At 71.6% G+C, this 26,156-nt stretch carries 23 protein-coding genes and 2 tRNA genes; 9 read left to right on the top strand and 16 right to left on the bottom strand.

What is annotated here, in order from left to right:
• The first annotated feature begins 4 nt into the window (after positions 1–4).
• From ACSUPV_RS20815 to ACSUPV_RS20825, 3 genes are all read left to right on the top strand, one after another.
• Positions 5–724: an ABC transporter permease subunit gene (locus ACSUPV_RS20815; RefSeq protein ID WP_031115241.1), complete on the top strand. Its 720-nt coding sequence runs from the start codon at positions 5–7 to the stop codon at positions 722–724.
• Positions 725–824: 100 nt separating this feature from the next.
• Positions 825–1,079: a hypothetical protein gene (locus ACSUPV_RS20820; RefSeq protein WP_436948135.1), complete on the top strand. Its 255-nt coding sequence runs from the start codon at positions 825–827 to the stop codon at positions 1,077–1,079.
• A gap of 338 nt (positions 1,080–1,417) precedes the next feature.
• A tRNA-Cys gene (locus ACSUPV_RS20825) sits at positions 1,418–1,520 on the top strand.
• A gap of 21 nt (positions 1,521–1,541) precedes the next feature.
• On the opposite strand, the gene ACSUPV_RS20830 is transcribed toward ACSUPV_RS20825, so the two are convergent.
• The 9 genes from ACSUPV_RS20830 to ACSUPV_RS20870 all read right to left on the bottom strand — a co-directional run bounded on the left by ACSUPV_RS20830 (position 1,542) and on the right by ACSUPV_RS20870 (position 11,427).
• Positions 1,542–2,345 (bottom strand): HAD family hydrolase, encoded by an 804-nt coding sequence (locus ACSUPV_RS20830; RefSeq protein ID WP_037760097.1) that lies wholly within the window; start codon positions 2,343–2,345, stop codon positions 1,542–1,544.
• Entirely contained in the window at positions 2,342–3,619 is a 1,278-nt protein-coding gene (gene serS / locus ACSUPV_RS20835; protein WP_037760098.1) for a serine--tRNA ligase, read from the bottom strand. The genes ACSUPV_RS20830 and serS overlap by 4 nt, the downstream gene beginning before the upstream one ends.
• A 551-nt stretch (positions 3,620–4,170) precedes the next feature.
• Entirely contained in the window at positions 4,171–5,103 is a 933-nt protein-coding gene (gene pheA, locus ACSUPV_RS20840) for a prephenate dehydratase (protein WP_037760101.1), read from the bottom strand.
• 62 nt (positions 5,104–5,165) lie between these two features.
• Positions 5,166–6,452: an iron uptake transporter deferrochelatase/peroxidase subunit gene (gene efeB, locus ACSUPV_RS20845; RefSeq protein ID WP_436948138.1), complete on the bottom strand. Its 1,287-nt coding sequence runs from the start codon at positions 6,450–6,452 to the stop codon at positions 5,166–5,168.
• A 6-nt stretch (positions 6,453–6,458) separates the two neighbouring features.
• Positions 6,459–8,531, bottom strand: a complete 2,073-nt coding sequence (locus ACSUPV_RS20850; protein ID WP_436948140.1) for a copper resistance protein CopC — start codon at positions 8,529–8,531, stop codon at positions 6,459–6,461.
• Between the two features lie 13 nt (positions 8,532–8,544).
• Positions 8,545–9,030 (bottom strand): copper chaperone PCu(A)C, encoded by a 486-nt coding sequence (locus ACSUPV_RS20855; protein WP_359788260.1) that lies wholly within the window; start codon positions 9,028–9,030, stop codon positions 8,545–8,547.
• Positions 9,027–9,680 carry an SCO family protein gene (locus ACSUPV_RS20860; protein WP_031115249.1) on the bottom strand — a complete coding sequence of 218 codons (654 nt, stop codon included), beginning with the start codon at positions 9,678–9,680 and terminating at the stop codon, positions 9,027–9,029. The genes ACSUPV_RS20855 and ACSUPV_RS20860 overlap by 4 nt, the downstream gene beginning before the upstream one ends.
• Before the next feature lie 92 nt (positions 9,681–9,772).
• Positions 9,773–10,513, bottom strand: a complete 741-nt coding sequence (locus ACSUPV_RS20865; RefSeq protein WP_031115250.1) for a YcnI family copper-binding membrane protein — start codon at positions 10,511–10,513, stop codon at positions 9,773–9,775.
• A 110-nt stretch (positions 10,514–10,623) separates the two neighbouring features.
• Positions 10,624–11,427 carry a hypothetical protein gene (locus ACSUPV_RS20870; RefSeq protein ID WP_436948143.1) on the bottom strand — a complete coding sequence of 268 codons (804 nt, stop codon included), beginning with the start codon at positions 11,425–11,427 and terminating at the stop codon, positions 10,624–10,626.
• A gap of 268 nt (positions 11,428–11,695) precedes the next feature.
• Between ACSUPV_RS20870 and ACSUPV_RS20875 the strand changes: the two genes are divergently transcribed.
• Positions 11,696–12,160, top strand: a complete 465-nt coding sequence (locus tag ACSUPV_RS20875) for an ATP-binding protein (RefSeq protein ID WP_031115252.1) — start codon at positions 11,696–11,698, stop codon at positions 12,158–12,160.
• 80 nt (positions 12,161–12,240) lie between these two features.
• Here the strand turns inward: ACSUPV_RS20875 and ACSUPV_RS20880 are convergent, their stop codons facing one another.
• The 3 genes from ACSUPV_RS20880 to ACSUPV_RS20890 form a co-directional block, all read right to left on the bottom strand.
• Positions 12,241–15,237 carry a glycine--tRNA ligase gene (locus ACSUPV_RS20880; RefSeq protein WP_436948145.1) on the bottom strand — a complete coding sequence of 999 codons (2,997 nt, stop codon included), beginning with the start codon at positions 15,235–15,237 and terminating at the stop codon, positions 12,241–12,243.
• A gap of 149 nt (positions 15,238–15,386) precedes the next feature.
• Positions 15,387–16,850, bottom strand: a complete 1,464-nt coding sequence (locus tag ACSUPV_RS20885) for an aminopeptidase P family protein (protein WP_031115254.1) — start codon at positions 16,848–16,850, stop codon at positions 15,387–15,389.
• A gap of 76 nt (positions 16,851–16,926) precedes the next feature.
• Positions 16,927–18,438: a PP2C family protein-serine/threonine phosphatase gene (locus tag ACSUPV_RS20890; RefSeq protein WP_436948147.1), complete on the bottom strand. Its 1,512-nt coding sequence runs from the start codon at positions 18,436–18,438 to the stop codon at positions 16,927–16,929.
• A 502-nt stretch (positions 18,439–18,940) separates the two neighbouring features.
• On the opposite strand from ACSUPV_RS20890, the gene ACSUPV_RS20895 reads away from it, so the two are divergent.
• Both ACSUPV_RS20895 and ACSUPV_RS20900 read left to right on the top strand, forming a co-directional pair.
• Positions 18,941–19,606: a bifunctional DNA primase/polymerase gene (locus tag ACSUPV_RS20895; protein ID WP_037760119.1), complete on the top strand. Its 666-nt coding sequence runs from the start codon at positions 18,941–18,943 to the stop codon at positions 19,604–19,606.
• A 55-nt stretch (positions 19,607–19,661) separates the two neighbouring features.
• The gene (locus ACSUPV_RS20900) at positions 19,662–20,279 is read left to right on the top strand and encodes a hypothetical protein (RefSeq protein ID WP_436948149.1); all 618 of its coding nucleotides are present in this window, start codon (positions 19,662–19,664) and stop codon (positions 20,277–20,279) included.
• Positions 20,280–20,512: 233 nt separating this feature from the next.
• Here the strand turns inward: ACSUPV_RS20900 and ACSUPV_RS20905 are convergent, their stop codons facing one another.
• The 3 genes from ACSUPV_RS20905 to ACSUPV_RS20915 form a co-directional block, all read right to left on the bottom strand.
• Positions 20,513–21,502: a DUF5926 family protein gene (locus ACSUPV_RS20905; protein ID WP_037760126.1), complete on the bottom strand. Its 990-nt coding sequence runs from the start codon at positions 21,500–21,502 to the stop codon at positions 20,513–20,515.
• Positions 21,503–21,613: 111 nt separating this feature from the next.
• Complete coding sequence (locus ACSUPV_RS20910) at positions 21,614–22,252, bottom strand: ATP-binding protein (RefSeq protein ID WP_037760129.1); 639 nt, start codon at positions 22,250–22,252, stop codon at positions 21,614–21,616.
• Positions 22,253–22,433: 181 nt separating this feature from the next.
• A complete protein-coding gene (locus ACSUPV_RS20915; RefSeq protein WP_037760131.1) occupies positions 22,434–23,261 on the bottom strand; it encodes a glycerophosphodiester phosphodiesterase in 828 nt (275 codons plus the stop codon).
• A gap of 288 nt (positions 23,262–23,549) precedes the next feature.
• On the opposite strand from ACSUPV_RS20915, the gene ACSUPV_RS20920 reads away from it, so the two are divergent.
• On the top strand, positions 23,550–25,016 hold the full coding sequence (locus ACSUPV_RS20920) for a S1C family serine protease (RefSeq protein ID WP_382614622.1): 1,467 nt from the start codon (positions 23,550–23,552) through the stop codon (positions 25,014–25,016).
• Between the two features lie 64 nt (positions 25,017–25,080).
• Positions 25,081–25,167: transfer RNA gene (locus ACSUPV_RS20925), tRNA-Ser, on the top strand.
• A 50-nt stretch (positions 25,168–25,217) separates the two neighbouring features.
• Here the strand turns inward: ACSUPV_RS20925 and ACSUPV_RS20930 are convergent.
• Positions 25,218–25,457: a hypothetical protein gene (locus ACSUPV_RS20930; RefSeq protein ID WP_359788241.1), complete on the bottom strand. Its 240-nt coding sequence runs from the start codon at positions 25,455–25,457 to the stop codon at positions 25,218–25,220.
• Positions 25,458–25,800: 343 nt separating this feature from the next.
• Here ACSUPV_RS20930 and ACSUPV_RS20935 point away from each other — a divergent pair, with 343 nt between their 5' ends.
• A complete protein-coding gene (locus tag ACSUPV_RS20935) occupies positions 25,801–26,115 on the top strand; it encodes a hypothetical protein (protein ID WP_436948152.1) in 315 nt (104 codons plus the stop codon).
• Positions 26,116–26,156 lie beyond the last annotated feature (41 nt).

A 26,156-nucleotide genomic window follows, 5' to 3' on the forward strand; every position in this document is an offset into this window, starting at 1 on the left:
CCTGATGTACGACCCCACAGTCGCCCGGCTCACCTACCGGGCCCTGCTCGGCCGGCGCCGGGCTCTCATCCTGGGCGCCCTGCCGCTGCTGCTGATCGTGATCGCCGTGGCCGTGCGCGCCCTCGCCGGAGCGGACGACCAGACGGCGTCCGACCTGCTCGGCGGCCTCGCCCTGGCCACGATGGTGCCGATCATCGGCGTCATCGCCGGAACGGGCGCGATCGGGCCGGAGATCGACGACGGCTCGGTGGTCTACCTGCTGTCCAAGCCGATCAAACGGCCGACCATCATCTTCACCAAGCTGATCGTCGCCATCGCGGTGACCATGGTGTTCTCCGCGGTGCCGACGCTCATCGCCGGTTTCATCCTGAACGGCAACGGCCAGCAGATCGCCGTGGCCTACACGGTGGCGGCGCTGGTCGCGTCCATCGCGTACGCGGCCCTGTTCCTGCTGCTCGGCACGGTCTCCCGGCACGCCGTGGTGTTCGGGCTCGTCTACGCGCTGGTCTGGGAGGCCCTGTTCGGCTCCCTGGTGCCCGGCGCCCGCACGCTGAGCGTCCAGCAGTGGTCGCTGGCCGTCGCCCAGAAGGTGTCCGGCGGCGACCTGGTGACCTCGGACGTGGGCCTCACCACGGCGACGGTGCTGCTGGTCGCCGTCACGGTCCTGGCCACCTGGTACGCCGGTCAGAAGCTGCGCTCGCTCACGCTCGCCGGCGAGGAGTGACGTGCCCCGGCCTTGACGGAGGCTTCACCTCTGTCAGGGCACACTGGGCAAACGGGATGTAGGGAAACCGCACGGGAGTTGGACGGCTGGGAGGACACGCATGGCGGGCGAAAGGGCTCAGTACGACGACCGGGGGCAGTCGGGTTCCGGGTCCGGCGGCGACGCCTGGGACGACCTCGTCCTGGACGAGGACTTCATACGCTCCGCCGAGACCTCCGAGCCGTCCGCCCGGGCCCGGATGCTCGCCGAGCGCTGGCGCCGCGAGGAACCGGAACCGCAGCCCTGGCGCTCCGACGAGCCGCCCGCAGGCTGGTTCTTCAGCAAGGCCCGGCGGCGCAGGTGGCGCAGGCGCTAGCCGACCACCAGTCCGGCCCCGCTGCGGCCGACCACCAGTCCGGCCCCGACGCGGCCGGCCACCGGTCCGACCCGCCGCCGATTTATTCGGTGGCGTCCAATTCGCCCGGCAGGCAGAGTGGTTCTCGTCACCGCCGGGCTCATCCGATCCGGCGTCACGTTCTGGGAGAGGAGCGGGACGATGTCCATGCACGGCAGTACGTCCCGCTCCCTGCAGGGCAGCCCGCGGCGGGTTCCGGAGTAGTCGCTACCCCTCCGTAGAACCCGCCCCGCACGGGGAGCTGCCCGGGGCGGCCGCTTCGAGCACGCGAATCGCACATCGCGTGAGGCCGCCCACCCGGAGGATTGGCCGAGTGGAAAGGCACTGGCCGCACGTGTGTCATCACATGCGGCCACGGTCGGGCCCGGAAAGCCCGCGCACGTTCGATCCGTGCATCCTCCGCCGCGCACGCGCCACGCAGGCTCAGCCGAGCAACCGCTCCAGCACGACCGCGATCCCGTCCTCCTCGTTCGAGGAGGTCACCTCGTCGGCCACCGCCTTCAGCTCCGCGTGGGCGTCCGCCATGGCGACGCCGTAGGAGGCCCAGGCGAACATCGGTATGTCGTTGGGCATGTCGCCGAAGGCGATCGTGTCGGCCGCCTTCACCTTGAGCCGACGCGCCGCCAGGGACAGGCCCGTCGCCTTGGACAGGCCCAGGGGCAGGAGCTCGACGATGCCCTCGCCCGCCATGACGACCGTGACGAAACCGCCGGCGGTGCGCGTGGCCACCTCGCACAGCTCGTCGTCGCTCAGCGTCGGGTGCTGGATGTACAGCTTGTTCAGGGGCGCGGTCCACAGGTCCGACGCGTCCGTGAAGGGGGTCGCGGGCAGGTTGCCGTGCGCCGCGTACCCCGGACCCACCAGCACCTCGCCGTCCAGGCCGTCGCGGCTCGCCGCCAGGTACAGCGGGCCGACCTCCGCCTCGATCTTGGCCAGTGCCACCCCGGCGAGCTGCCGGTCCAGCGTGACCGACGTCAGCAGACGGCGGGCACCGGCGTCGTAGACCTGCGCGCCCTGACCGCAGACGGCCAGGCCCTCGTAACCGAGGTCGTCGAGGATGTGCCGGGTCCAGGGGACCGCGCGGCCGGTGACGACGATGTGCGCGGCGCCCGCCGCGGTGGCGGCGGCGAGCGCGTCACGGGTGCGCTGCGAGACCGACTCGTCGGAGCGCAGGAGCGTTCCGTCGAGGTCGGTGGCGACGAGTCGGTAGGGGAAACCGGCGCTCACTGGGCGACCGGCTCCAGCACCTCACGCCCGCCCAGGTACGGACGCAGCACCTCGGGCACGCGCACCGAGCCGTCGGCCTGCTGGTGGTTCTCCAGGATCGCCACGATCGTGCGCGGTACGGCGCACAGCGTGCCGTTGAGCGTGGCCAGCGGGCGGACCTGCTTGCCGTCACGGACACGGATCGACAGGCGGCGCGACTGGAACTCCGTGCAATCGGAGGTCGAGGTCAGCTCGCGGTACTTGCCCTGGGTCGGGATCCACGCCTCGCAGTCGAACTTGCGGGAGGCCGAGGAGCCGAGGTCGGCGGAGGCCACGTCGATGACCCGGAACGGCAGCTCCAGCGAGGTCAGCCACTGCTTCTCCCACTCCAGCAGGCGCTGGTGCTCCGCCTGCGAGTCCTCCGGAGTGACGTAGGAGAACATCTCGACCTTGTCGAACTGGTGCACGCGGAAGATGCCCCGGGTGTCCTTGCCGTGCGAGCCGGCCTCGCGGCGGAAGCAGGGCGAGAAGCCCGCGTAGCGCAGCGGGAGGCGGTCGGCGTCGAGGATCTCGTCCATGTGGTACGCCGCGAGGGCGACCTCGGAGGTGCCGACCAGGTAGAGGTCGTCGTTCTGGAGGTGGTAGACGTCCTGGGCGGCCTGGCCGAGGAAGCCCGTGCCCGCCATGGACTGGGGGCGGACCAGGGCCGGGGTCAGCATCGGCGTGAAGCCGGCCGCCGTGGCCTGCGCCATCGCCGCGTTCACCAGGGCGAGCTCCAGCAGGGCGCCGACACCCGTGAGGAAGTAGAAGCGGGAGCCGGAGACCTTGGCGCCGCGCTCCACGTCGATCGCGCCGAGGATCTGGCCGAGCTCCAGGTGGTCCTTGGGCTCGAAGCCCTCGGCGGCGAAGTCGCGGATCGTGCCGTGCGTCTCCAGGGTGACGAAGTCCTCCTCGCCGCCCACGGGCACGTCCGGGTGGACGAGGTTGCCGAGCTTCTGCAGGAGTTCCTGGGTCTCGGTGGCCGCGGCGTCGCGCTCCGCGTCGGCGGCCTTGACGTCGGCCGCGAGCTGGCTCGCCTTCTTCAGCAGCTCGGCCTTCTCGTCCCCGGAGGCCTTGGGGATGAGCTTGCCGAGCGCCTTCTGCTCGGCGCGCAGCTCGTCGAAGCGGACGCCGGACGACCTGCGCCGCTCGTCGGCAGACAGGAGGGAGTCGACGAGCGCGACGTCCTCTCCACGGGCGCGCTGCGACGCGCGCACACGGTCGGGGTCCTCACGGAGCAGGCGAAGGTCAATCACGTGCTCAAGGCTACCGGTGTGGGATGACCGCCCACGACTCACTATTCCGAGCGCGCCTTACATGCCGTTATGGGCGAATTGCACTCAGTGTCAATAAAGAGGGCGCCTTTCCCCGGAACGAGGCATCCGGGCGGCGTCGCATTGACTCGAATCCCTTGTGGGGAACGGGACTTGGGCTTGAGTTGTCCACAGGGATCCACATCCGTCGAAGAGTTATCCACAGGCTGTGTGGAAGATCTGTGGACTTCGGAATTGATCACTCCGGAAGGCGCTGTCGCCCCAAGAATTCCCAAGGCAAACCTGCCCTACCCTCACTTTCGAGTGGAAAAGGGTCACCCTGAAGAGTTACGCAAGGGAAAACGGTGGACGAAGGGTGACCTGCCCGCCGATGGCCGCATCAGGGGCCTGTAGGGCGATTTGTCGACTGACTCACGCTTCCTTGTCGACTTGTCCCCAGGTCGAGAAGCGGACCTGTGGATAACTTCTGTGGATAACGACTATCAGCAGGTACGACCGGCCGAAGCCGCCTGGAAGCAGGCCCGGGACCGGGCCTAGAAGCGGCCGTCCTGGCACCGCGCGACCCAGTCCGAGGCCGCGAGGAACTCCTCGTCCGACGTCCCCGGCCGCGGCGGCCGCACATCGCCCGGCTGCATGTCGGCGCGCGGATACGAGCCGAGGTAGCGCACCTGGAGGCAGATCCGCTTCAGACCCATCAGGGCTTCCGCCACCCGGCGGTCGGAGATGTGGCCCTCGGCGTCGATGCAGAAGCAGTAGTTGCCGATGCCCGCGCCGGTGGGCCGGGACTGGAGCAGCATCAGGTTGATGCCGCGCGTGGCGAACTCGCCCAGCAGGTCGCGCAGGCCGCCGGGGTGGTCGTCGCGCTGCCACAGCACGACGGAGGTCTTGTCCGCACCGGTCGGCGCGGCGGGCCGGGCGGGCCGGCCGACCAGCACGAACCGCGTCTGGGCGTTCTCGGCGTCGTGGATCCCGGTCTCCAGGGCCTCCAGCCCATACCGCGCGGCGGCGAACTCCCCCGCGAAGGCGGCGTCGTACTGGCCCTCCTGGACCAGCCGCGCGGCGTCCGCGTTGGAGGCGGCCGACTCCCAGTGCGCGTCGGGGAGGTGCTTCTTCAACCAGTTGCGCACCTGCGGCTGGGCGGCCGGGTGGGCGGAGACGGTCTTGATGTCCGACAGCTTGGTGCCGGGCCGGACGAGCAGGGCGAAGGTGATCGACAGCAGCACCTCGCGGTAGATCATCAGCGGCGCGCCGGCGACCAGCTCGTCGAGGGTAGTGGTGATGCCGCCCTCGACGGAGTTCTCGATCGGCACGAACGCGGCCTCGGCCTCGCCGGTGCGTACCGCGTCGAGCGCGGACTGGACGGACACGTACGGGATGAGCTCCCGGGTGGCGGCCTCGGGAAGCGTGCGCAGGGCGACTTCGGTGAAGGTGCCCTCGGGGCCGAGATACGCATAGCTCGCTGGCATGACCTCACCCTAATGGGCTTGCGGAAGCGCTATCCCTCACAAGCCGGTACATGGATGAACTCTCACCCCTCCAGCAACTGCTGTCCCACGTACTCGCCTTCCGCGGCCCCGCCGGGCACCGCGAACAGCCCGCTCGACTCGTGCCGGATGAACGGCGACAGGGCGTCGCCCCGGTCGAGCTTGCGCTGCACCGGCACGAAGCCGCGCAGCGGATCGGCCTGCCAGCAGATGAAGAGCAGGCCGGCGTCGGGCACTCCGTCGGCGTCGATGCCGTCGTGGAAGGAGAACGGGCGGCGGAGCATCGCGGCGCCGCCGTTCTGGTCGGGGCGGGTGATGCGGGCGTGCGCGTTGATCGGGACGACGAGGTTGCCCTCGGCGTCCGTCTTCTCCAGGTCCATCGCGGTCGTCTCGGTGCCGCCGGACAGCGCCGCCCCGTCGGACTTGCGGCGCCCGATGACGTCCTCCTGCGCCTTGACGGAGAGCTTCTCCCAGTCGTCGAGGAGCATGCGGATCCGGCGGACGACGGCGTAGGAGCCGTTCGCCATCCAGGCCGGTTCGCCCTTCTCGGGCACGAAGATCCGCTGGTCGAAGTCGGGCTCGCTCGGCTTCGGGTTGCGGGTGCCGTCGATCTGGCCCATGAGGTTGCGGGCGGTCATGGGGTGGGCGGTGGCGCCGGGCGAGCGGTTGAAGCCGTTCATCTGCCACCGCACCTTGGCGGCCCGGCCCGCGTCCTTCTGGATGGCGCGCAGGGCGTGGAAGGCGACCAGGGCGTCGTTGGCGCCGATCTGCACCCACAGGTCGCCGTTGCTGCGGTTCTTGTCCAGGTGGTCGGAGGAGAACTCGGGCAGCGGGTCGAGGGCGGTCGGACGTTGCGTCTCCAGGCCGGTCCGGGCGAAGAAGCTGTGGCCGAAGCCGAAGGTGATCGTCAGCGACGAGGGTCCGGCGTCCCGGGCCACGTCGGTGTCGTCGTGTGTGCTCGGTTCGCCCGCCATCAGGCGCCGGGCCGTCTCCGACCAGCGTCGGAGCAGGGCGGCGGCTTCTTTGCGGCCGGCGCCCGCCGCCAGGTCGAAGGCGACGAGGTGGCCGCGGGCCTGGAGGCCGTCGGTGATGCCGGGCTGATGTTTCCCGTGAAACATTGCCCGGTCGGTGCCGAGGGAGGTGAGCGGAGCGGCGGCCTCGGAGGGAGCGGCGGCGTATCCCACGGCCGCGCCGGTCGTGCCGAGCACGAGCCCGGTGGCGCCGGCAGTGCCGAGCAGCCGTCGTCGTGAGATGCCCTGGGAGGAGGCCGCCTCGTTCTCCGCCGGGGCGGTGTCGGGGGTACGGGCCTCCGGAATGGACTGGTCAGGCATGGTCGTTCAGCCGATCTGCGCGTTCTTGGAAACGGTCACCTCATCGATGTCGGAGGTCCGCACGGTCACGTCGACCTCCCAGTCGCCGGCCATGGGGATCTGCACTCCGTTCGCCGACCAGTGTCCGGTAGCGATGTGGTCGGGGACGACGGGCAGGGGCCCGATGGCCTTGGCTTTCAGGGTGAATTCGATCTTCACCTCGGGGATGTCGAAGGCGCGGCCGTTGGGCCGCTCCACGTAGACGTGCAGCTCGTTGTCGCCCACGCGCGCGGGGTCGAGGTCGACCGTGACGATGCCCTTGCCGTCCTTGCCGCCGGTGTCGAAGGGCATGTTCAGGGTCAGTGCCCCGGAGGCGCCCGCGTCGGCGGAGGCGGAGGACGAGGTGGCCGCCTTGGCCTCCTGTTCCGTACGTCCCGGCTCGGTCTGCGTCAGCACCGTGGTGACGGCGAGCAGGACGACGGCGATGCCGGCCTCGGCCAGCACGGAGCGGCGCAGGCCGAAGCGGTTGGGGTCGGCGTCCCGCAGCCGCTTCTGCCGGGCGGCGTCCCGGGCGGCCCGCTGCCGGGCGAGCTGGGCGGCGCGCTCGGCGTCGGCGGGCTCGGAAGCGGACTCCCCGGCAGGGGCTTCCTCGGCAGCGGGTTCCTCCCCGGCGTCGGTGTCGGTTTCGGGGTCGGTGCGGGTGTCGGCACGGGCGTCGGTGTGAGCGTCGGCGCGAGAGTCGCTGTCGGTGCTGCCGTAGGTGCCGCCGTTGATGTCGGCGTCGGTGCCGGCCCCCGTGTCGACGTCCGTGTCACCGGAGGCCCCCACCCCGGCCCGTACCTTCTCCCGCTCCGCCGACGCCGGCACCGTCTCCGCCAGCCGTCCCGTCCATCTGCGCGAGATCCACGCGACCCCGACGAGGACGACGACGAGGGCGATTTTCGCCAGGAGGAGCTGGCCGTAGCGGGTGTCGGTGAAGGCGGACCAGGAGCCGAGCTGGCGCCAGGACTGGTACGTGCCGGTCGCGATCAGCGCGAGCACGCTGCCGAAGGCGACGCGGGAGAAGCGGCGTACGGCGGATGCGTCGACGGGCGCGTCGGCGGGTGCCCGGCACAGGGCCACCAGGAGCGCGCCGAGCCCGCCGAGCCAGACGGCGACGGCCAGCAGGTGGACGACGTCGACGGGCATGGCGATGCCCGCCTGGAGTCCGACCGAGGCGTGCTCGGACATCGCCCAGCTCGCGGCGAGCCCGGCGGCCACGACGACGCCGCCGATGGCGAGCCCGAAGGTCAGGTCCCGCTTCTCCTGGGGGTCCTCACGCTTGTCGTACGCCCCGAACAGCACGGCGATGAAGAGCGCGGCGGCGGCGAGCAGCAGCAACCGGGAGACGAGGGCCGCGCCGGTCTTGGTCTGCAGCACCTGCCCTAGCAGGGACAGGTCGAAGACGTCGGCGACCTTCCCGGAGCCGGTGAAGGAGCCGCGCAGGAGCAGCAGGGCGAGGGTCGCGGCGGTGAGCGCGAGCCACCCGGAGACGACGAATCGCTGCACCGGCCGCACTCCGGAGCCGCGCGGCCAGCAGGCGAGCACGAAGGCGGCGCCGCCGGCCATCACGATGAACCCGGCGTACGACACGTACCGTCCGAAGCCGTACAGCCAGCCGACGACCCCGTCGTCGGTGCCCTGCCCGGAGACCGCCACGGACGTCTTGGAGGGGGCGCCGATGGAGAAGGTGTAGGCGCCGGCGACGGGGTGGCTGTCCGCCGAGACGACCTGGTAGGCCACCGTGTAGGTGCCGTCGGACAGGCCCGAGTTCAGGCGGACGGCGTAGGTCGTGCCGCTGACCTCGGACGGCTTGCCGTTGTCGATGCGCTTGCCGTCGGGGTCGAGCACGCGCAGCGAGTCGTCGGAGAGCGCGACCTGCTCGGAGAAGGTGAGCGTGATCCGGGCCGGGGCCTGGTCGACCACCGCCCCCTGCCCGGGGTCGCTGCCGGTCAGCGCGGCGTGCGCGGAGGCCGGGGCGGCTCCGGCGAGCAGTGCGCAGGCCGCGGCCAGGAGCAGCAGCACCAGGGCCCGGACGCGGGGGGCGATGGTCTGCGTCACAGGGGTCCCTCCCTCAGTGTCCGGTCTTCGGGGTGTAGGTCGCCGGCTTCACCGGCATCTCGACCTCGACGGGGGCGGAGCGGGCGAAGCGCAGCTCGACCGAGACGGTCTGGCCTTCCTTCGGCTTGCGCTTCAGCTGCTCGAACATCAGGTGGTCGCCGCCGCTCTTCAGCACCAGTCGGCCATGGGCGGGGATCTTGAGGCTCTCGACCTCCTGCATGGCTCCGCCGGTGGTCTCGTGCACGGTGACCTGTCCGGCGATGTCGCTGGTGACCGAGGTCAGCTCGTCGGCGGTACCGCCCTTGTTGGTGACGGTGAGGAAGCCGGCCGCCATCTCGTCGGAGACCGGCTGCGGCATGTAGGCGGAGCCGACGGAGAGTTCCGCCTTCCCGCCCGAGGAGCCGGAGTCGCCGCCGCTGTCCGAGTCCGAGCCGCCGCAGCCCGCCAGGGCCAGCGCCCCGGCTATGACGAGTGCCGCGGGGGCGAGTCGCCGCCTCACGGATTCTCCCCCTTGACGATCTTGGGGAGGTCCTTGGTGTAGTCCTGGACGGTGGCGTCCTCGCCGTAGAGCACGTAGCCGCCGTCGGTCTTCGGCGAGAACGCGATGACCTGGGTGCCGTGCTCGGAGACGATCTTGCCGTTCTTGTCCTTGTGCGGCGGGTCGATGGAGATGCCCAGGGTACGGGCACCGGCCTGGATGGTCGCGAAGTCGCCGGTGAGGCCGACGAACCGCGCGTCGATGCCCTTGAGCCACTTGCCGAGTTCGGCCGGGGTGTCGCGCTGGGGGTCGGTGGTGACGAACACCACGCGGAGGTCGTCCTGCTCGGCCTTGGGCAGCTGCTTCGTGGCGACGGCGATGTTGTTCATCGTCAGTGGGCAGACGTCGGGGCAGTGCGTGTAGCCGAAGTAGATCAGCGTGGGCTTGCCCTCGGTCTCCTTGCGGAGGTCGTACTTCTTGCCCTGCGTGTCGGTGAGGACCAGGTCCGGCTTCTCGAAGGGCTTGTCGAGGACGGTGGCGGCCTTGTCGGAACCGGCCTCCTCGGACACCACGGCGACGGGCTTGTTGCTGTCGTCGCCGCTGCCGCAGGCGGTCAGGGTCAGGGAGGCGGCGGCGAGCAGAGCGGCCGCGGCGAAGGTCTTGGTGCGCATAGAAAAATGTCCCAGATGTCGGTGACCCGGCGCGCGCCGGGGTGCCCCGCCGGGGGCGGGAACCCGGCACGCGCCGTGTGACGGAAGCAGCCTCAGGCGTTGGTGTGCCGACGCCCGGCGAGCACGCCGTAGGCGACACCGGCCGCGCCGACGACGATGCCGACGATGCCCAGGACGCGGGCGGTGGTGTCGGTGTCGTCGGACGAGGCGGAATCGGCGGCGGTGGCGGCGGAGGCCTTCTCGGCCGACCCGGTGCCGGAGGCGTCATCGGCCGCGTTGTCGTGGTGCCCGTCCTCGGAGGCGGCGGACAGCTCCAGCACGGGGGCCGGGTTGTCGGGCTCCTCCTGGCCCTTCTGCGGCACCTCGATCCAGCGGACGACCTCCTTGTTGGAGTACGTCTGCAGGGCCTTGAAGACCAGCTGGTCGGTGTCCTCGGGCAGCTGGCCGACGGAGAGCGGGAACTTCTCGAAGTATCCCGGCTCGATGCCCTTGCCGTCAGCGGTCCAGGTGACCTTGGAGACCGCCTCGGTGATCTTCTCGCCGTGCATCTCCAGCGGCTTGTCCAGCTTGGACTTGGTGACCTCGATCTTCCAGCCCGGCATCGGCTCCGGCATGACGGAGGCGAGCGGGTGGTCGGTCGGGAAGTTGACCTCGAGCTTCGTGGTCGAGGCGTCGTCGCGCTCGTTGGGGACCTTGAAGTCCACGACCGCGTAGCCGCCCTTGGCGGCCGTGCCCTCGGGCTGCACGGTGACGTGCGCGAAGGCGGGGGCGGACAGGGCGAGGACGGTGACACCGGCGGCGGCACCGGCCGCGGCGATACGGGAAGCCTTCATGGGAAGGGGCACTCCGCTGTGAGTCGATGGGATCGGGTCGGAGGGATGCGCGCACGCGCGCGTGCCGCACGACGGCGGCCCCTCCTCGGCGGAGTGGTGGTCGCGTCGCGTCAGGCGGCGAGGGCGAGTGCGGAAATCGTGACGGCCGGCGGACCGCGCCGGATCACCGTGTGCTGGAGCGCGTCGGTGCGCGGCATCTCGGGCGCGGGCCGCACGGCGTGCGCGGGGCGCTGAGGTGCCTCCGGCGTTCCCGGGAGACCGGCGCGCAGGGCCCGCACCAGCGCGAGGGCGGCGCGCAGGGCGCGCACGAGCGCCCCTTCCGTGACGCCCTGCGCCGACAGTTCGGTGAGGCGCAGCAGGGCCAGGTCGCCGTGGCGCAGCAGCCAGCCGGCGGCGATCGCCGCGAGGACGTGACCGAGCAGCATCGGCAGGGACGGCCACAGCGAGCCTGACGCGGCGTCCAGGTGCGTCGTGTGCACGCCCGGAGCCGGCTGGAGCCGGGCGTCGGTGAGGATCTTGTGGGCCTGCGCCGGGCTGATCGCCGCCGCCGTCGTGCCGCACACGAGCCGCGCGGCCTGCTGCACCAGCGCGGCGTCGCTCACGCCCGGCTGCACCGAGGAGGTGGCGGCGGCCGCACCGTGCTGGCCCAGGCCGAACAGCGTGTGCAGCACCGTCTGGCCGACCGCGAGCAGCAGCGCGATCCCCGGCAGCGAGCGCGCGCGCCCGGCGAGCGGGGCCGCCACCGCGGCCACGCCGAGGAACCCGGCGCCCAGCGTCCACAGCGGGATACCGTCGCAGGAGGCGAGTGCGTGACCTGCCCCGGCCAGCACGACGCAGACCGCGGCGAACACCGCGGCCCGCAGAATCCGGAGCGTGTGTCCGGAGCGCGTCGCGCGCGCGTGGGGGGCAGTCATGGCGGGCTCATCATCGCACTGGCCTCCGAGGCGTCGTGCGGCAGGTCCGCAAGATGCCGTACGACCGGAACGTCACCCTCTGGCCCCAGGCGCCCCCTGATGCGCCGATGTCCACGCCCCCGTATGCGCGGACGCCCGCCCCCACATACACCGATCAGAACCAGCGCGCATCCGCCGTATGGGCGGCGTCACGTCAACTTCACGCTTACACGCGGGCACTGAGGGCAATACGTAACGGTATGTCGAGCCGCGGCCAGGAGGCTGGAGCATGAGCATCTGGTGGTCACTCCATCTGCGGCGCGAAGCTGCGAGCGTGCCGCTCGCCCGGCGCCTTCTGATCGGCACGATGGAGACCGCGGGCGTCGATCCGGACATCTCCTACGACCTCTCCGTCGCCCTCAGCGAGGCCTGCGCGAACGCGGTGGAGCACGGCGGGGACACGGGGCGCGGCCCCGGCTCGGAGGCGTACCGGGTCACCGCGTACCTCGACGGCGAGAAGTGCCGGATCGAGGTCGCCGACGCAGGCCCGGGGTTCCCCGCGGCCTCCGCCGGCCGGTCCCGCCCGCAGATCCGCCCCGCGCACGCCGACGCGGAGCACGGCAGAGGACTGTGCCTCATCGAGGAGCTCGCCGACCACGTCCACATCGGCAACAAGCCGGGCCGGGGCGGAGCCGTGGTGAGCTTCGACAAGGTCCTGAAGTGGCGCGAGGACGCCCCGCTCATGGCGGTCTGAGTTGTCGTGGTGACCTTGCCGGTCTGAGTCCCCCTGTGGGGGCGGTGTTTCACGTGAAACACCGCCCGTGCCCGTCCGCCCTACAGCGCCCCCCAGTCCAGCGTCGTCCGCGCCAGCCCCGCCACCTGCGCCAGCAGCGCCAGTCGCGCCGCGCGGACCGCCGGGTCGGGGTCCATCACCAGGACCTCGTCGAAGAAGGCGCCGATCGCCTCGACCAGCGGGGCGGAGACCTCCACCAGCGCGTCGAGGTCGTCCTCACGGCCGTGCAGGGCCTGGCGTACGGCGTCCGCGCTCTCGGCGAGACGCAGCTCGGCGGGCGCGGTCAGCAGGGACGGATCGGCATCGACCGAGGGTTCTTCCTCGGGCAGGATGCGCACCACCCGTTGCAGCGCCGCGGTGAGCGCCTCGAACGCCTCGCTGCCGATGTGCCGCTCCAGCGCGGCCAGCGTGTGATCGCCCTGGGCGGGCCGGTCCGCCCACACCAGGACGGCCTGGACCAGCCGATGCTCGTGCCCCGCGTCCGTGAGCTGCTGCTCGTAGCGCCGGGTGATCAGCTCGGCGGCCTCGGCGACCCGCTCGAAGGGCACCTCGACGCCCTGCGCGGCGTACCGTACGGCCGCCGCGCGCAGCCCGTCGCTCACCCGGACGCCCGCCACGGCGGGCACGTTCCGCAACACATTGAGCAGTCCGATCGCGGCCCGCCGCACCCCGTACGGATCGGAGCTCCCGGTCGGCGCGGCCCCGATCACGAACATGCCCGTCACCAGGTCGAACCGGTCGGCGAGCGACAGCACGGCACCGGCGTCACCGGCGGGCAGGGCACCGCCGGCGGAGCGCGGCAGCTCCATCTCGGCCAGGGCCCGGGCGACTTCGGCGGACTCCCCGGCCCGGCGGGCGTACTCCTCGGCCATCACCCCGGCCAGCCCGGAGAACTCGATCACCATCTGCGAGGCGAGGTCGAACTTGGCCAGCGCACCGGCGCGGCGTACGACCTCCACCGCCCCCTCCGGCAGCCCGGCCCGCCCGGCCAGGTTCAGGGCGAGGGCGGCGATGCGGTCGGCGCGGTCGGCGACCGTACCGAGCCGGTCCTCGAAGGTCAGCTTGTCCAGCCGCCGCCGGAACTCCTCCGGCGCGACCTTCAGATCCGCCCGCCAGAAGAACGCGGCGTCCTCGTAACGGGCCCGCAGCACCGCCTCGTTGCCCGCCCGCACCACGTCGTCGTCGCACAGGGCGTTGGCGAAGGTGACGAAGTGCGGCATGAGGCGCTCGCCGTCGAGCACGGGCAGATAGCGCTGGTGCTTGCGCATCACGGTGGTCAGGACGCTCGCGGGCAGTTCGAGGTAGCGCTCGTCGAACGACCCCCGCACGGCGTAGGGGAACTCCAGGATGTCGGTGATCTCGTCAATCAGCCCGGCCTGGTCCTCCACGTCGATCCGCCCGCCGACCTCGGCCGCCGCCTCCAGGGCGCCGCGCACCACTGCCCCGCGCCGGGCCTCGCGGTCGAGCAGGATGCCGTGCATGTGCAGGAAGTGCGGGTAGCCCTCGGCGGAGGTGACCCGGACCTCCGGGTAGGGGGCCTGGCGCTGTACCCGGGTGGTGTCGCCGGCGGAGAGCGAGGAGACCACCACGGGCAGGGGAGTACGGCCCAGCAGCGCCAGAAGCCAGCGCACGGGACGTGAGAACGACAGCCCCGGATCGCTCCACCGCATGTTCCGCCCGGCCCGCAGCCCGGACACCACCTCGGCCAGCAGCTCGCTGAGCACCTCGACGGCCGGACGCCCCGGCTCGTGCCGGGTGAGCGCCACATGCTCGACACCCTTGACCTCGACGACCCGCACGTCGGTGGGCTCGGCGCCCTGACTGCGGGCGAAGCCCAGCAGGGCGGGAGTGGGCGCGCCGTCCTTGTAGGCGGCGGCGACCTTGGGGCCGCGCACCGTCCGCACGGTGTCCCGCTCGCGCGGCTGCACGCCGTCGACCGTGATCACGATCCGGCGCGGGGTGGCCATCACGGTGATCGCGCCGTGCCCCAGCCGCGTGGCGGCCAGCTTGGCGGTGACCGACTCGCGCACGGCCTCGGTGGTGGCGGGGACGTCGGCGTACGGCAGTTCCTCCACGCCGATCTCGAACAGCAGCGTCTCGACGCCGGGCACCTTGGGCAGCGGGGCCCGCTCGGCCGGGGCCGGCGCGGCCGCGACCCCGAGCGGGTGCTCCAGTGCGGCCCTCCGCCGCTCCCACAGCTTCGCCGACTCGTGCGTCAGCCCGCGCATCAGGGAGAACGCCTTGGCCCGCTCGGTGGTGCTGATGGCGCCGCGCGCGTCGAGCACGTTGAAGGTGTGGCTGCACTTGAGGACGTAGGTGTACGCCGGGACCGGCAGTTCCAGGTCGAGCAGGCGCCGGGCCTCGGCCGCGTACGACTCGAACAGCCGGTGGTTGGTGTCGATGTCGGCGTCGTCGAGGTAGTAGCGGCTCATCTCGTACTCGTTCTGCCCGAACACCTCGCCGTAGGTGATGCCCGGCGCGTACAGGATGTCCTTGAAGTGCGACACACCCTGGAGGTTCATCAGGATGCGTTCCAGGCCGTAGGTGATCTCCACCGACACCGGGTCCAGGGCGACGCCGCCGACCTGCTGGAAGTAGGTGAACTGGGTGATCTCCATGCCGTCCAGCCAGACTTCCCAGCCCAGTCCCCAGGCGCCGAGCGCGGGTGAGGCCCAGTTGTCCTCGACGAACCGCACGTCGTGCGCGTTCAGGTCGACGCCGAGCGCCCGCAGGCTGCCCAGGTACAGCTCCTGCGGGTTGCCCGGGTCCGGCTTGAGGATGACCTGGAACTGGGTGTGGGTCTGGAGCCGGTTGGGGTTCTCGCCGTAGCGCGAGTCGTCCGGCCGTACGCTCGGCTCGACGTAGGCGACGCTCCACGGCTCGGGGCCGAGTACGCGCAACGCCGTGGCCGGGTTGGCCGTACCGGCTCCGACCTCGGTGTTCAACGGCTGCGTGATCATGCAGCCGTTGTCGCTCCAGTACTTCTGCAGGGTGAGGATGGCGTCCTGCATGGTCAGTGCCGTCTGAGCGTTCTTCATGGTGATCGCGCCTGTTCCCCGAGTGGCCCGGCAAGGTCGGTCATGATCTCACACGTCAACTACGGCTGACCTGCTGGTTTTTCACGACCCGGCCGCTCCCGGCGGAACACGGCACGCTCACCCCACCCGACGCACCCCGTGGACGGCACTCAGCCCTGGACGGACGCCATCCAGGCCTCGACCTCGTCCGAACGCCGCGGCAGCGCGGCACTCAGGTTCCGGTTGCCGTCCTCGGTGACCAGGATGTCGTCCTCGATCCGCACACCGATGCCGCGGTACTCCTCCGGCACGGTCAGGTCGTCGGCCTGGAAGTACAGCCCCGGCTCGACGGTCAGGCACATCCCCGGCTCCAGCACGCCGTCCACGTAGGTCTCGGTCCGCGCGGCGGCGCAGTCGTGGACGTCCATGCCCAGCATGTGACCCGTCCCGTGCAGCGTCCATCGCCGCTGGAGACCCAGCTCCAGCACCCGCTCGACCGGGCCCTCGACGAGCCCCCACTCCACGAGCTTCTCGGCCAGCACCCGCTGCGCGGCGTCGTGGAAGTCCCGGTACTTCGCCCCGGGCTGCACCGCCGCGATCCCGGCCTCCTGGGCCTCGTACACGGCGTCGTAGATCTTGCGCTGGACCTCGCTGAACCGCCCGTTGACCGGCAGCGTGCGCGTCACGTCGGCCGTGTAGTACGTGTGCGTCTCCACACCCGCGTCGAGCAGCAGCAGGTCGCCGGATCGCACGGGCCCGTCGTTGCGCACCCAGTGCAGCGTGCAGGCGTGCGGGCCGGCCGCGGCGATCGTGCCGTAGCCGACGTCGTTGCCCTCCACGCGCGCGCGGAGGAAGAACGTGCCCTCGATGTACCGCTCGGAGGTCGCCTGGGCCTTGTCGAGGACCTTCACCACGTCCTCGAAGCCGCGCACGGTCGAGTCGACCGCCTTCTGCAGCTCGCCGATCTCGAAGTCGTCCTTGACGAGCCGCGCCTCGGAGAGGAAGACCCGCAGCTCCTCGTCGCGCTCGGCGGTGACCTTGTCGGTCAGCGCGGCCTCGATGCCGGCGTCGTAGCCGCGCACGACCCGCACCGGACCGGTGGCCTCGCGCAGCGCCCCGGCCAGCTCGCGCACGTCGGAGGCGGGGATGCCGTACAGCTGCTCCGCCTCGGTGAGGGAGTGGCGGCGGCCGACCCACAGCTCGCCCTGGCCGTCCAGCCAGAACTCGCCGTTCTCACGGTCCGACCGCGGCAGGAGGTAGATCGTCGCCTCGTGGCCGTCGTCCCTGGGCTCCAGGACGAGGACGCCGTCCTCGGTCTGGTTGCCGGTGAGCCAGGCGTACTCGACGGAGGCCCGGAAGGGGTACTCGGTGTCGTTCGAGCGGGTCTTCAGGTTGCCCGCGGGGATCACCAGGCGCTCGCCCGGGAAGCGCGCGGACAGCGCGGCCCGGCGGGCGGCGGTCTCGGCGGCCTGGGGGATGGGCCGGAGGTCACGCAGCTCGGTGTCGGCCCAGCCGCTCTTCATGTTCTCGGCCAGCTCGTCGGACACGCCGGGGTACAGTCCGTTCTTCCGCTGCTTGATCGGCTCTTCGCTCTCGTCCGGGGTCGCCGGTGTGAGCTCCTCCGCCACGGTCATCCTCCTCGATACGGCACTGGACCACCGTCCACTCTACGGCGGAGCGGAAGGGTGCCCGGGCCGATGACGAGGAGCGTTACTCGAAGCGGGCCGCCAGCAGCACGACGTCCTCCGCGCCGTCCGCCGCGTCCAGCCCGTCCGGCAGCACGCTGCGCAGGACGTGGTCGGCGATCGCGCCCGGGTCGCGGCGTAGCGCCCGGGGCACTCCGGCCGCCGCGGCGTGCAGCCGCGCGAAGGCCCGGTCGGTGGCCTCGCCGGTGCGGTGCAGCAGCCCGTCGGTGTACAGCAGGACCGTCTCCCCGGGCTCGGCGAGGATCTCCACGCTGGGCGCCTCCCAGCAGGCGAGCATGCCGAGGGGGGCGGAGACGGACGTCTCCACGAACTCCGTGCGGCGCTGTCCGACCAGCAGGGGCGGGCTGTGCCCGGCACCGGCCAGCGTGATCTTGCGGGCGGCCGGTTCGCAGTAGCCGAACAGGGTGGTGGCCGAGCGGGCCGGCTCGGTCAGCCGCAGCAGCAGCTCCAGGTCGGACAGGACCGCGACCGGGTCCTCCCCCTCCATCACGGCGTACGCCCGCAGGGACGCCCGCAACCGCCCCATCGCGGCGACCGCGCTGGGCCCCGCCCCGGTGACCGATCCGACGGCGAGGCCGAGGGCGGCGTCGGGCAGCGGCAGCGCGTCGTACCAGTCGCCGCCGCCGCGCGGGCCGGTGCGGTGCCGGGCGGCGAGCTGCACACCGGCCACCCGCGGCAGCCGGGAGGGCAGCAGCTCGTCCGCCATGGTCGCCATGGACGTGCGCGTGCGTTCCAGCTCCAGGAGCCGGGCCAGGTGCTCGGCGGCGTACCGGGCGTACAGGCCGGCGAGGTGGCGCGGCCGCTCGCCGGGTTCGGCGGGGTCGTCGTAGAGCCAGACGGCGGCGCCGAGGCGGCCGGCGGTGTCGGTGGACAGGGGGAGGGCGTAGCTGGCGGCGTAGCCGAGCCGGGCCGCGACCTCGCGGTGGCGGGGGTCGAGCCCCTCCTCGGCGAACAGGTCGGGGTCGGCGATGCCGCCCTCGCCGCCCGGGAGCCCTTCGAGGATCCGGCCGTAGGAGAGGGCGCTGCGCGGCACCGTCTCGATGTGGCCGAGGTCGGCGCGGGCCAGGCCCAGGCCGATGGTGGTGTCCGGGCCGAGTCCGTCGCCGGGTTCGAGGACGACGAGGCCGCGCCGGGCGCCGACCAGGGCGGCGCCGGCCCGCAGCAGTTCCTGTAGGGCCTCGTCGAGCACGGCCGTGCGGGCCAGGCGTTCGGTCAGCTCATGGAGGGTGGTGAGGTCGGAGACCCAGCCGGCGAGACGGTCCTGGAGAACCGCGCCGGGCGGGGCCGGTGGGTTTGCGGGGGCGGCCGGGGCTGTACCCGCGACGGGCGCGACAGTGTGTGCGGGAGCCGGGACCGTTGAATCGATTCCGGCCACTTTCGGAGGGTGCGGGGCGTTCATGGCGTCCGGCCTTCCGACCGGCGCGTACTGCTCCAAAGCATCGCAAACCCCCATGTCATTCTGCGCCGCTAGCAGTGTCTCCACATGTACACGCACTCGTGAGGAGATGTCCAGCATTGTCCAGCCGGGATTCCTGGTGTCCGTGAGGTTTGAGGGAAGAACTCTCCTTCCTCTTGCGGAAATGCAAAGTTGGCTTAAAACTGCCGCAGGTGACGGCTTATTGCGGTCGACTGGGCTTGCTCGACGGAGCGTCACAGCGGTCGTGATGGGTACGTACTCGGTAAAGGCCAGGGGTGGTTGGGAACCACCCGGAACCTGGTGACGGAACCGGGCGTCCTATCCACCGACGACCGTGCCCCATCCTCCCGTGGCGGAGGCGGAGAGAAATACGCGCGACGGCAAACGCCATACTTCGCCACCCCTACGCCACGCCCGTGCTTTTGATACACGCAGTATGGGCGGGACGGCCGCGGAGGCAGCCCTTGCTCGACCCATAGGGGTTCCCCTTGCTTCAAGCAGGGGTGTGATGCGCCAACAGGTACGCACAGTGAAGTGATCGACACATGTTGTGATGTGGACCACGGTGTTGCCAGGCGTGCAACGGAAAGGACGAGCGCTCATGCGCGAGATCCCTGGAAGGCGACGCAGGCTCCTGTTCCAGCGCAGTGACGGGAGGCCTGAGCTGATCGGCGCGGCCCTGACCTACGCGACGGAATGGCAGTGGCCCGTACTCCCGGGCGTGGCGGCGGACCCGCAGGGGCACTCCCGCTGCAGCTGCCCCGACCCCGACTGCACGGTGCCCGGCGCGCACCCCTTCGACCCCGGCCTGCTCGCGGCCACCACCGACGAACGCATGGTCCGCTGGTGGTGGAGCAACCGGCCGACGGCGCCGATCGTCCTGGCCACCGGCGGCAAGGCCCCCTGCGCGGTCTCCCTGCCGGCCCTGCCCGCCGCTCGCGCCCTCGAAGCGCTCGACCGCGCGGGCATGCGGCTCGGCCCGGTCGTCGCCTCGCCCACGCGCTGGGCGATCCTCGTGAAGCCGTACTCCATGGAGCAGCTCGGCGAACTGCTCTACGCCAAGGACTTCGTGCCCGGCTCCCTCCGCTTCCACAGTGAGGGCGGTTACCTGGCCCTGCCGCCGTCCGGGACGGGCCAGGGCGAGATCCGCTGGGAGCGGGCGCCGCTGCCAGGCTCGGCCTCGCCGTGGGTGCCCGATGTCGAGGCCGTGGTGGACGCCGTGGTCGAGGCCCTCACTCGTACGGGTGTGAGCGCGCCCGAGTTCTAGGATGCTCGGGCGCGCCGAGCCCCGCGCTCGCCCCGGCGCGTTAAGTTCCGGGGCCATGCCGCGTCATGCCCGGGGGCGCGCCCGGGATCCCCGGAAGGCCCGACTGCTCGCCCTCATGGGCGTCATCGCGGCGTGCGCGGTCGCACTGCCGCTGGCGGTGGCGTCGGCGGGGTCCGAGACATCCATGGGAAGCAAGAGAACAGCGGGGTCCGTAGGATCCGTGGGTTCCGTCGGATCCGTGGGCGGTGCCGGGGCGCGTACCTCCCCCTCCGGCGCCGTCCGGCGTCCCCCTCCGGGCGCTGACGACAAGAAACCCTCCGTCGTGGCCGCCGCGGTGCGCTGCGGTCCCGAACTCTCCTCCGCCGACGGCATCGAGGCGCAGACCTGTGTGGTGACGCAGGGTGCCGTCACCTGGGCGCGGACCTACTACCGCAATGCGACCGGAGAGGCGCTGGACGCCGTACTGAGCCTGATGGGGCCCGGCGACCGGACCGTGCGGATGACCTGCGCGGTGGGCGCCGGGGACGAGCCGGGGGCCTGCGAGACGCCCCGGGAACCCACGCGGGGGGATCTGGCGGCCTACACGGCGGTCGCGGAGTTCGCCCGGCGGGGCGGACGAGGGCCGCTGCTGCTGCGCTCGGGAAGCAACTCGCCTGTCTGGACGGTCAGTTGACGAGCGGGTGCGCTGTGTGAGGTCGGGCGCGCATGGAAAGACCCGGTTGCTGGCGACGGGGGATGCACCAGCAACCGGGCTACAGGAACGGTAACAAGAGATCGGCGGTTCGCAAATTCGATCTCGCCTTTCCAGTCACCGACTGGCTTGTCCCTGCCGGGAGTTGTGGATTTCCGGGCACGGGCATCCGGCCCGGCCGGTGGATCGGCCGGTCCGGAACCCCGGGTGAGCCGTCAGCTCAGCGTGACCTGCCGGTTGGTGAGGCCGCCCCGCGCCCGGCGCTCCTCCGCCGTGAGCGGCGCGTCCGTCGCCAGGGCGGCGGCGAGGCGCTCGGCGAACTCCGCCGCCGGCTTCTCCACGTCCTCGGCCGAGACCCCGCTGGGCAGGTCCCACACCGGCACCGTGAGCCCGTGAGCGCGGAAGGAGCCGACCAGGCGCGTGCCCTCGCCGAGGCTGGAGCGGCCCGCGGCGTGCAGCCGGGCGAGAGCGTCCAGCAGCTGCTCCTCGGGGTGCGGCATCACCCACCGCAGATGGTTCTTCTCCGGCGTCTCGCACCAGTACGCGGCGTCCACGCCCTGGAGCTTGACGGTCGGGATGGCCGCGGCGTTGGCCCGCTCCAGGGAGGCGGCCACCTCCGGAGTGGCGTTCTCCGCGTCCGGGACCCAGAACTCGAAGCCGCTGTGCACTTCTGGCTCGAAGGCGCCCTCCGGGTCGAGCAGGTCCTGCAGCCGCGGGCTGTCGGCGGGGGCGCGGCGGCCCTGCACGGGTGTGCCCGGCTCGGCTTCGAGGGCGCGCCGGAGGGTGTCGGCGAGGTCGCGGCTGATGTCGCCCGACGAGGTGTCGTTCTGCAGGCCGAGCAGGACCGAGCCGTCGTCGCGGCGCAGGGCGGGCCAGGCCATCGGCAGGACCGTGGCCAGCGTGACCGCGGGGACGCCTTCCGGCAGGCCGTCCTTGAGGGTCAGCTCGACCGTGGCCGCCGGCACCAGCTCGCGCAGGGCCACCCAGTCGCACTCGCCGGGCAGGCCCTCGAAGGGGCGGTGCACCAGCTCGGTCGCGGCGTGGGAGGCGGCCCGGCCGTGGCAGGCCTTGTAGCGGCGGCCGCTGCCGCAGGGGCAGGGCTCGCGGGCACCGACGACGGGAACGGCTCCGTCAGCGCCTGCGGCGCGGGCCCCGGCCGTGGTCTGCGGGCGCTTGGCCTTCGTCTGGGGTCGCTTCTTGGCCATCGGTGGGTCTCCCGGTTACGGCTCGTCTCGTACGGTCGCGAGCCTAGCCGTTCGTGCCCCGGGCGACGGGGTTCTGTGGACAACCCCAGGTGCGTCGCCGCGTATCGCGCCTCAGTCCATGTCGTCGAAGGCGTCCGCGAAGTCGAGTCCGGGTATCTGGGAGACCGCCGGGGCGGTGACGCGCGTCGCGAAGTCGTCGCGGCGGTGGCCGGCGTCCGGGTCGTACACGTCGTCGTGGACGACGACCCAGACCGTGACCTCGCCGCGGATGTCGTCCCGGACGCCCCAGTCGTCGGCGAGCGCGGTGATGATGTTCAGCCCGCGGCCGCCGTGCGCCGTCACCGATGGGGTCGCCGGGGCGGGGCGGGTCGGGCCGCCGCCGTCCGTGACCTCGACGATGAGCCGGCCGGCCGGGTCCACGCGCCACGCGGCGCGGACGTCGCCGTCACCGGAGAGGGCGTCGCCCAGGGGCCTGCCGTGTTTGCACGCGTTGCTCAAGAGTTCGGAAAGGATCAGTACGGCGTCGTCGATGACCGATTCCGCTACACCGCCTCTGCGCAACTGCGCACGCATCCGGTGTCTCGCTTCCCCCACGCCCGCAGGGCCATGGGGTACGGCCATGCTCGACGACGTGGGCACCTCCTGTGCCACCACCAACGCCACCCCCGAGACCTCCTTCGCCCCACGCCACGGTGTGGATGCCCCATTGGCCTGTACCGGAAACCGGCCAATCCATCTCCGGCGACGCATTCACCACGACCGGATACGGAACGAACGCGCCGGAGCACTCTCTGTGATCGTGTGGCTGGATTTCTTCGGTGTGACCGAGACCGGAGGATCCCGTCTGGCGCGGGTGCGGGTCAAGAGGTGTGCACGGGTCTGGTGGGACTTGTGTGATTCACGCCCGGAGTGGGCGGGGCCCGACTCGGGGTCAGCGGCCGAGCTGGTCGAGCACCGCGCGCGGGCGGTTGGTGATGATGGCGTCGACGCCCAGCCCGACGCACAGCTCCACGTCTTCGGGCTCGTTGACGGTCCACACGTGCACCTGGTGGCCGGCCCGCTTCAGACGCTCCACGCAGGCGGGGTGGTTGCGCACGATCCGCAGGGACGGGCCCGCGATCCGCACGCCCGCGGGCAGCCGTCCGTCCCGCAGCCGGGGCGAGACGAACTGCGTCAGATAGACGGTCGGCAGGGTGGGCGAGGCCGCCCGCACGCGGTGCAGCGAGCGCGCCGAGAAGCTCATCACCCGCACCGGGGACTCCTCGGCCGACACCGGGGCGTCGAGGCCGAACCGCTTCAGCAGGACCAGCAGCCGCTCCTCGACCTGCCCCGCCCAGCGGGTGGGGTGCTTGGTCTCGATGGCCAGTTCCACCCGGCGCCCGGCGTCGGCGACGAGCTCCAGCAGCCGCTCCAGGGTGAGGACGGAGGTCGCCTCGCGGTCCTCCGGGCGGTGCTCCCAGTCGGGCTCCTCGTCGCGCCCCTTCCAGGCCTCGCGCGTCTTCCAGGAGCCGAAGTCCAGGGCGGCGAGGTCGGCGAGCTCCAGCGCGGAGACAGCGCCGCGGCCGTTGGACGTACGGTTGATCCGGCGGTCGTGCACGCACACCAGGTGGCCGTCGGCGGTCAGGCGCACATCGCATTCGAGGGCGTCCGCACCGTCCTCGATCGCCTTGGTGTACGCGGCCAGGGTGTGCTCCGGGGCGTCCTCGGAGGCCCCGCGGTGGGCGACGACTTGAATCACATGCTGCCGAGCGTGGGTCACCGCGTCATGGTGCCACCGTGTGCGGGTACGCGTCCGGTCGGACGGACCCGACGGCTTCGCAGGTCCGGACGGAGGCATTGGGATTGCATCCTTTTCGCCAGTAATGACCTATGTAAAGAATGGCCCCGGACCCACAGCCACCGCTTATGGTGCTCTGACGGCCCGTGGGAAAAGCTGACGGCATACAAAGGGACAAGCACAGCAGTATCGCGCCGGACCCGTAGACCAGCGCGCAAAGGCGTGACCGAGTGCGACCCAGGAAACAGCCGTGGATCGAGGAGAGAAGCTGTGAGCACCGAGAACGAGGGCACCGCGGTACCCCCCGCACCGTCCGCACCCCCCGTGCCGGTGGACGCTCCTGCTGCTCCGGCGCCCCAGGGACAGGCTCCGCGGGGGCCGCACGGGCAGGACTCCCAGGGACAGGCCCCGCAGGGTCCGTACGGGCAGGACTCCCACGGACAGCCCGCTCAGGGGCAGGGCGTTCCTGACGCCGGTCATCCCGGCGTCTCCTCCTCCGCCCCCGACCCGTCGTGGCCCCCGCCCCCGCCGCCCACCGCCCCCTCGCACGGCGACGGCGGTTCCGGTTACGGCGCCGGTGGCTGGGGTTCGTCGTACCAGCAGCCGGCGCCCAAGTCCGGCCGCGGGCGCGGTGGTCTGGTCGCCGGGATCCTGGTGGCCGCGCTGGTCGCGGGCGGCCTGGGCGGCGGCCTCGGCTACACACTGGCGAGGAACAACGACGACAGCACCGGCTCGACGACGGTCTCCGCCTCCACCAGCGGCGGCGACGTCAAGCGCGACCCGGGCACCGTCGCGGGCGTGGCCGCCAAGGCGCTGCCGAGCACGGTCACGATCGAGGCCGAGGGCACCAGCGGCGAGGGCGGCACGGGCACGGGCTTCGTCTTCGACAAGCAGGGCCACATCATCACCAACAACCACGTGGTGGCGGACGCCGTGGACGGCGGCAAGCTCACCGCCACCTTCCCGAACGGCAAGAAGTACGACGCCGAGGTGATCGGCAACGCCCAGGGCTACGACGTGGCGGTCATCAAGCTGAAGAACGCCCCCGGCGACCTCAAGCCGCTCACCCTCGGCGACTCGGACAAGGTGGCCATCGGCGACGCGACCATCGCGATCGGCGCCCCCTTCGGCCTGTCCGACACGGTGACGACGGGCATCATCAGCGCCAAGAACCGCCCGGTGGCCTCCAGCGACGGCAGCGGCAGCCAGGCCTCGTACATGAGCGCCCTGCAGACCGACGCCTCGATCAACCCGGGCAACTCCGGCGGTCCGCTGCTGGACGCGCAGGGCAACGTCATCGGCATCAACTCCGCGATCCAGTCCACCGGCAACGGCGGCTTCGGCACGGGCCAGTCCGGCTCGATCGGCCTGGGCTTCGCCATCCCGATCAACCAGGCCGAGTACGTCGCCCAGGAGCTGATCAAGACCGGCAAGCCGGTGTACGCGAAGATCGGCGCGTCCGTCTCCCTGGACGAGAGCTCCGGCGGCGCGAAGATCACCGACCAGGGCGCGGGCGGCGCGGCACCGGTCGAGCCCGGCGGTCCGGCCGCCAAGGCGGGCCTCAAGCCCGGCGACGTCATCACCAAGCTCGACGACCGGGTGATCGACTCCGGCCCCACCCTGATCGGCGAGATCTGGACGCACAAGCCCGGCGACAAGGTGACGATCACCTACGAGCGGGCCGGCAAGCAGCACACCGTCGACGTCACCCTGGGCTCCCGCGTCGGCGACAACTGACCCACACCCGCGGGCACCGACCCGTTACCCTTGTCCCCGCGCCCGCCGATCACGGCCGGCGCGGGGAGGTGTGCCCGAGCGGCCGAAGGGAACGGTCTTGAAAACCGTCGTGGCAGCGATGTCACCGTGGGTTCAAATCCCACCGCCTCCGCGATGACAGCAATGTGAACGGCCCCTGACCTGGTTGTTGGTCAGGGGCCGTCACGCGGTACCTGTGCGCCGGATCATCTCCACGACCTGTGCCGCCTGCTCCACGCGGGCCCAGAGTCGTACCGGCCCGGCAGACGATTCGCACTCGATCACCAGGACGCCGGGCGGGAGCCACAGGGCCTCGCGGAACGTGGTGTGGCGGGTGCGGACGTAGCGGAGGTCTGGCGGGAGTTCGCGCAGCCGGGTCCATGGCCGGCGAGGCTCCCAGTGGAACTCGGTTCCGGTTCGCATCCGGCCGAGGCTGTATCGGCGTCCCTCGTCCGGCCAGTTTGCCCCGATCTGGAAGAAGACCGCTTCCCCGGACGCCGCTCGAGCGGCTGCTCGCCGCGCTCGCCGTGACACGAGTATCGTCCCGATCACCGTACCGAGGCAGACACAGGCCGCCGTAATCATGCGCGAAGTAAAACAGGCGGCCAACTGCTCGCCAAGGGATCGGAGTGGCTCTGATCCGACCTCGGTCGTCCTCGCGACCAGCACTGCGATCTCCTGAGTTCGGGAGACGGCCGAGCGTCCAAGGGCGCATCTGAGTAGCCGTGCTCATGTGCGGTGCTCGCTGCGCCGCCATGCTGACCGCATGGACTCAGGAGAGCCGTCGACCGGTCAGCAGATCGGGGTCAGCCTGGCGCTGGTCGTCATCGACTTCATGCTCATCGCCTGGATGGCGTTCGGTGTCGGGATCGAGGCGTGGGCCGACAGTTACGAGAGCGACAGTGCCAGCGCTACGGGGGCGACGAGTGCGGCGTCGCAGGCGGCGTGGGTTCTGGTGGGTGGGGCGGTGCTCACCGGCGGTGGTCTCCTCGCCCTGGGGTGGCGCATCCCCGGTGTCGTGCAGTTGGTCGTCCTCTTCGGCGGGGCGGTGCTTGTCTCTTCGCTTGCTGCCGGTGGATAGCATGCGGGCCGTTCCGGTCTTTGGAAGGTGGTGAGCGCGCC

It is taken from the genome of Streptomyces sp. SudanB52_2052 (assembly GCF_964272415.1).
Taxonomy (GTDB): domain Bacteria; phylum Actinomycetota; class Actinomycetes; order Streptomycetales; family Streptomycetaceae; genus Streptomyces; species Streptomyces olindensis.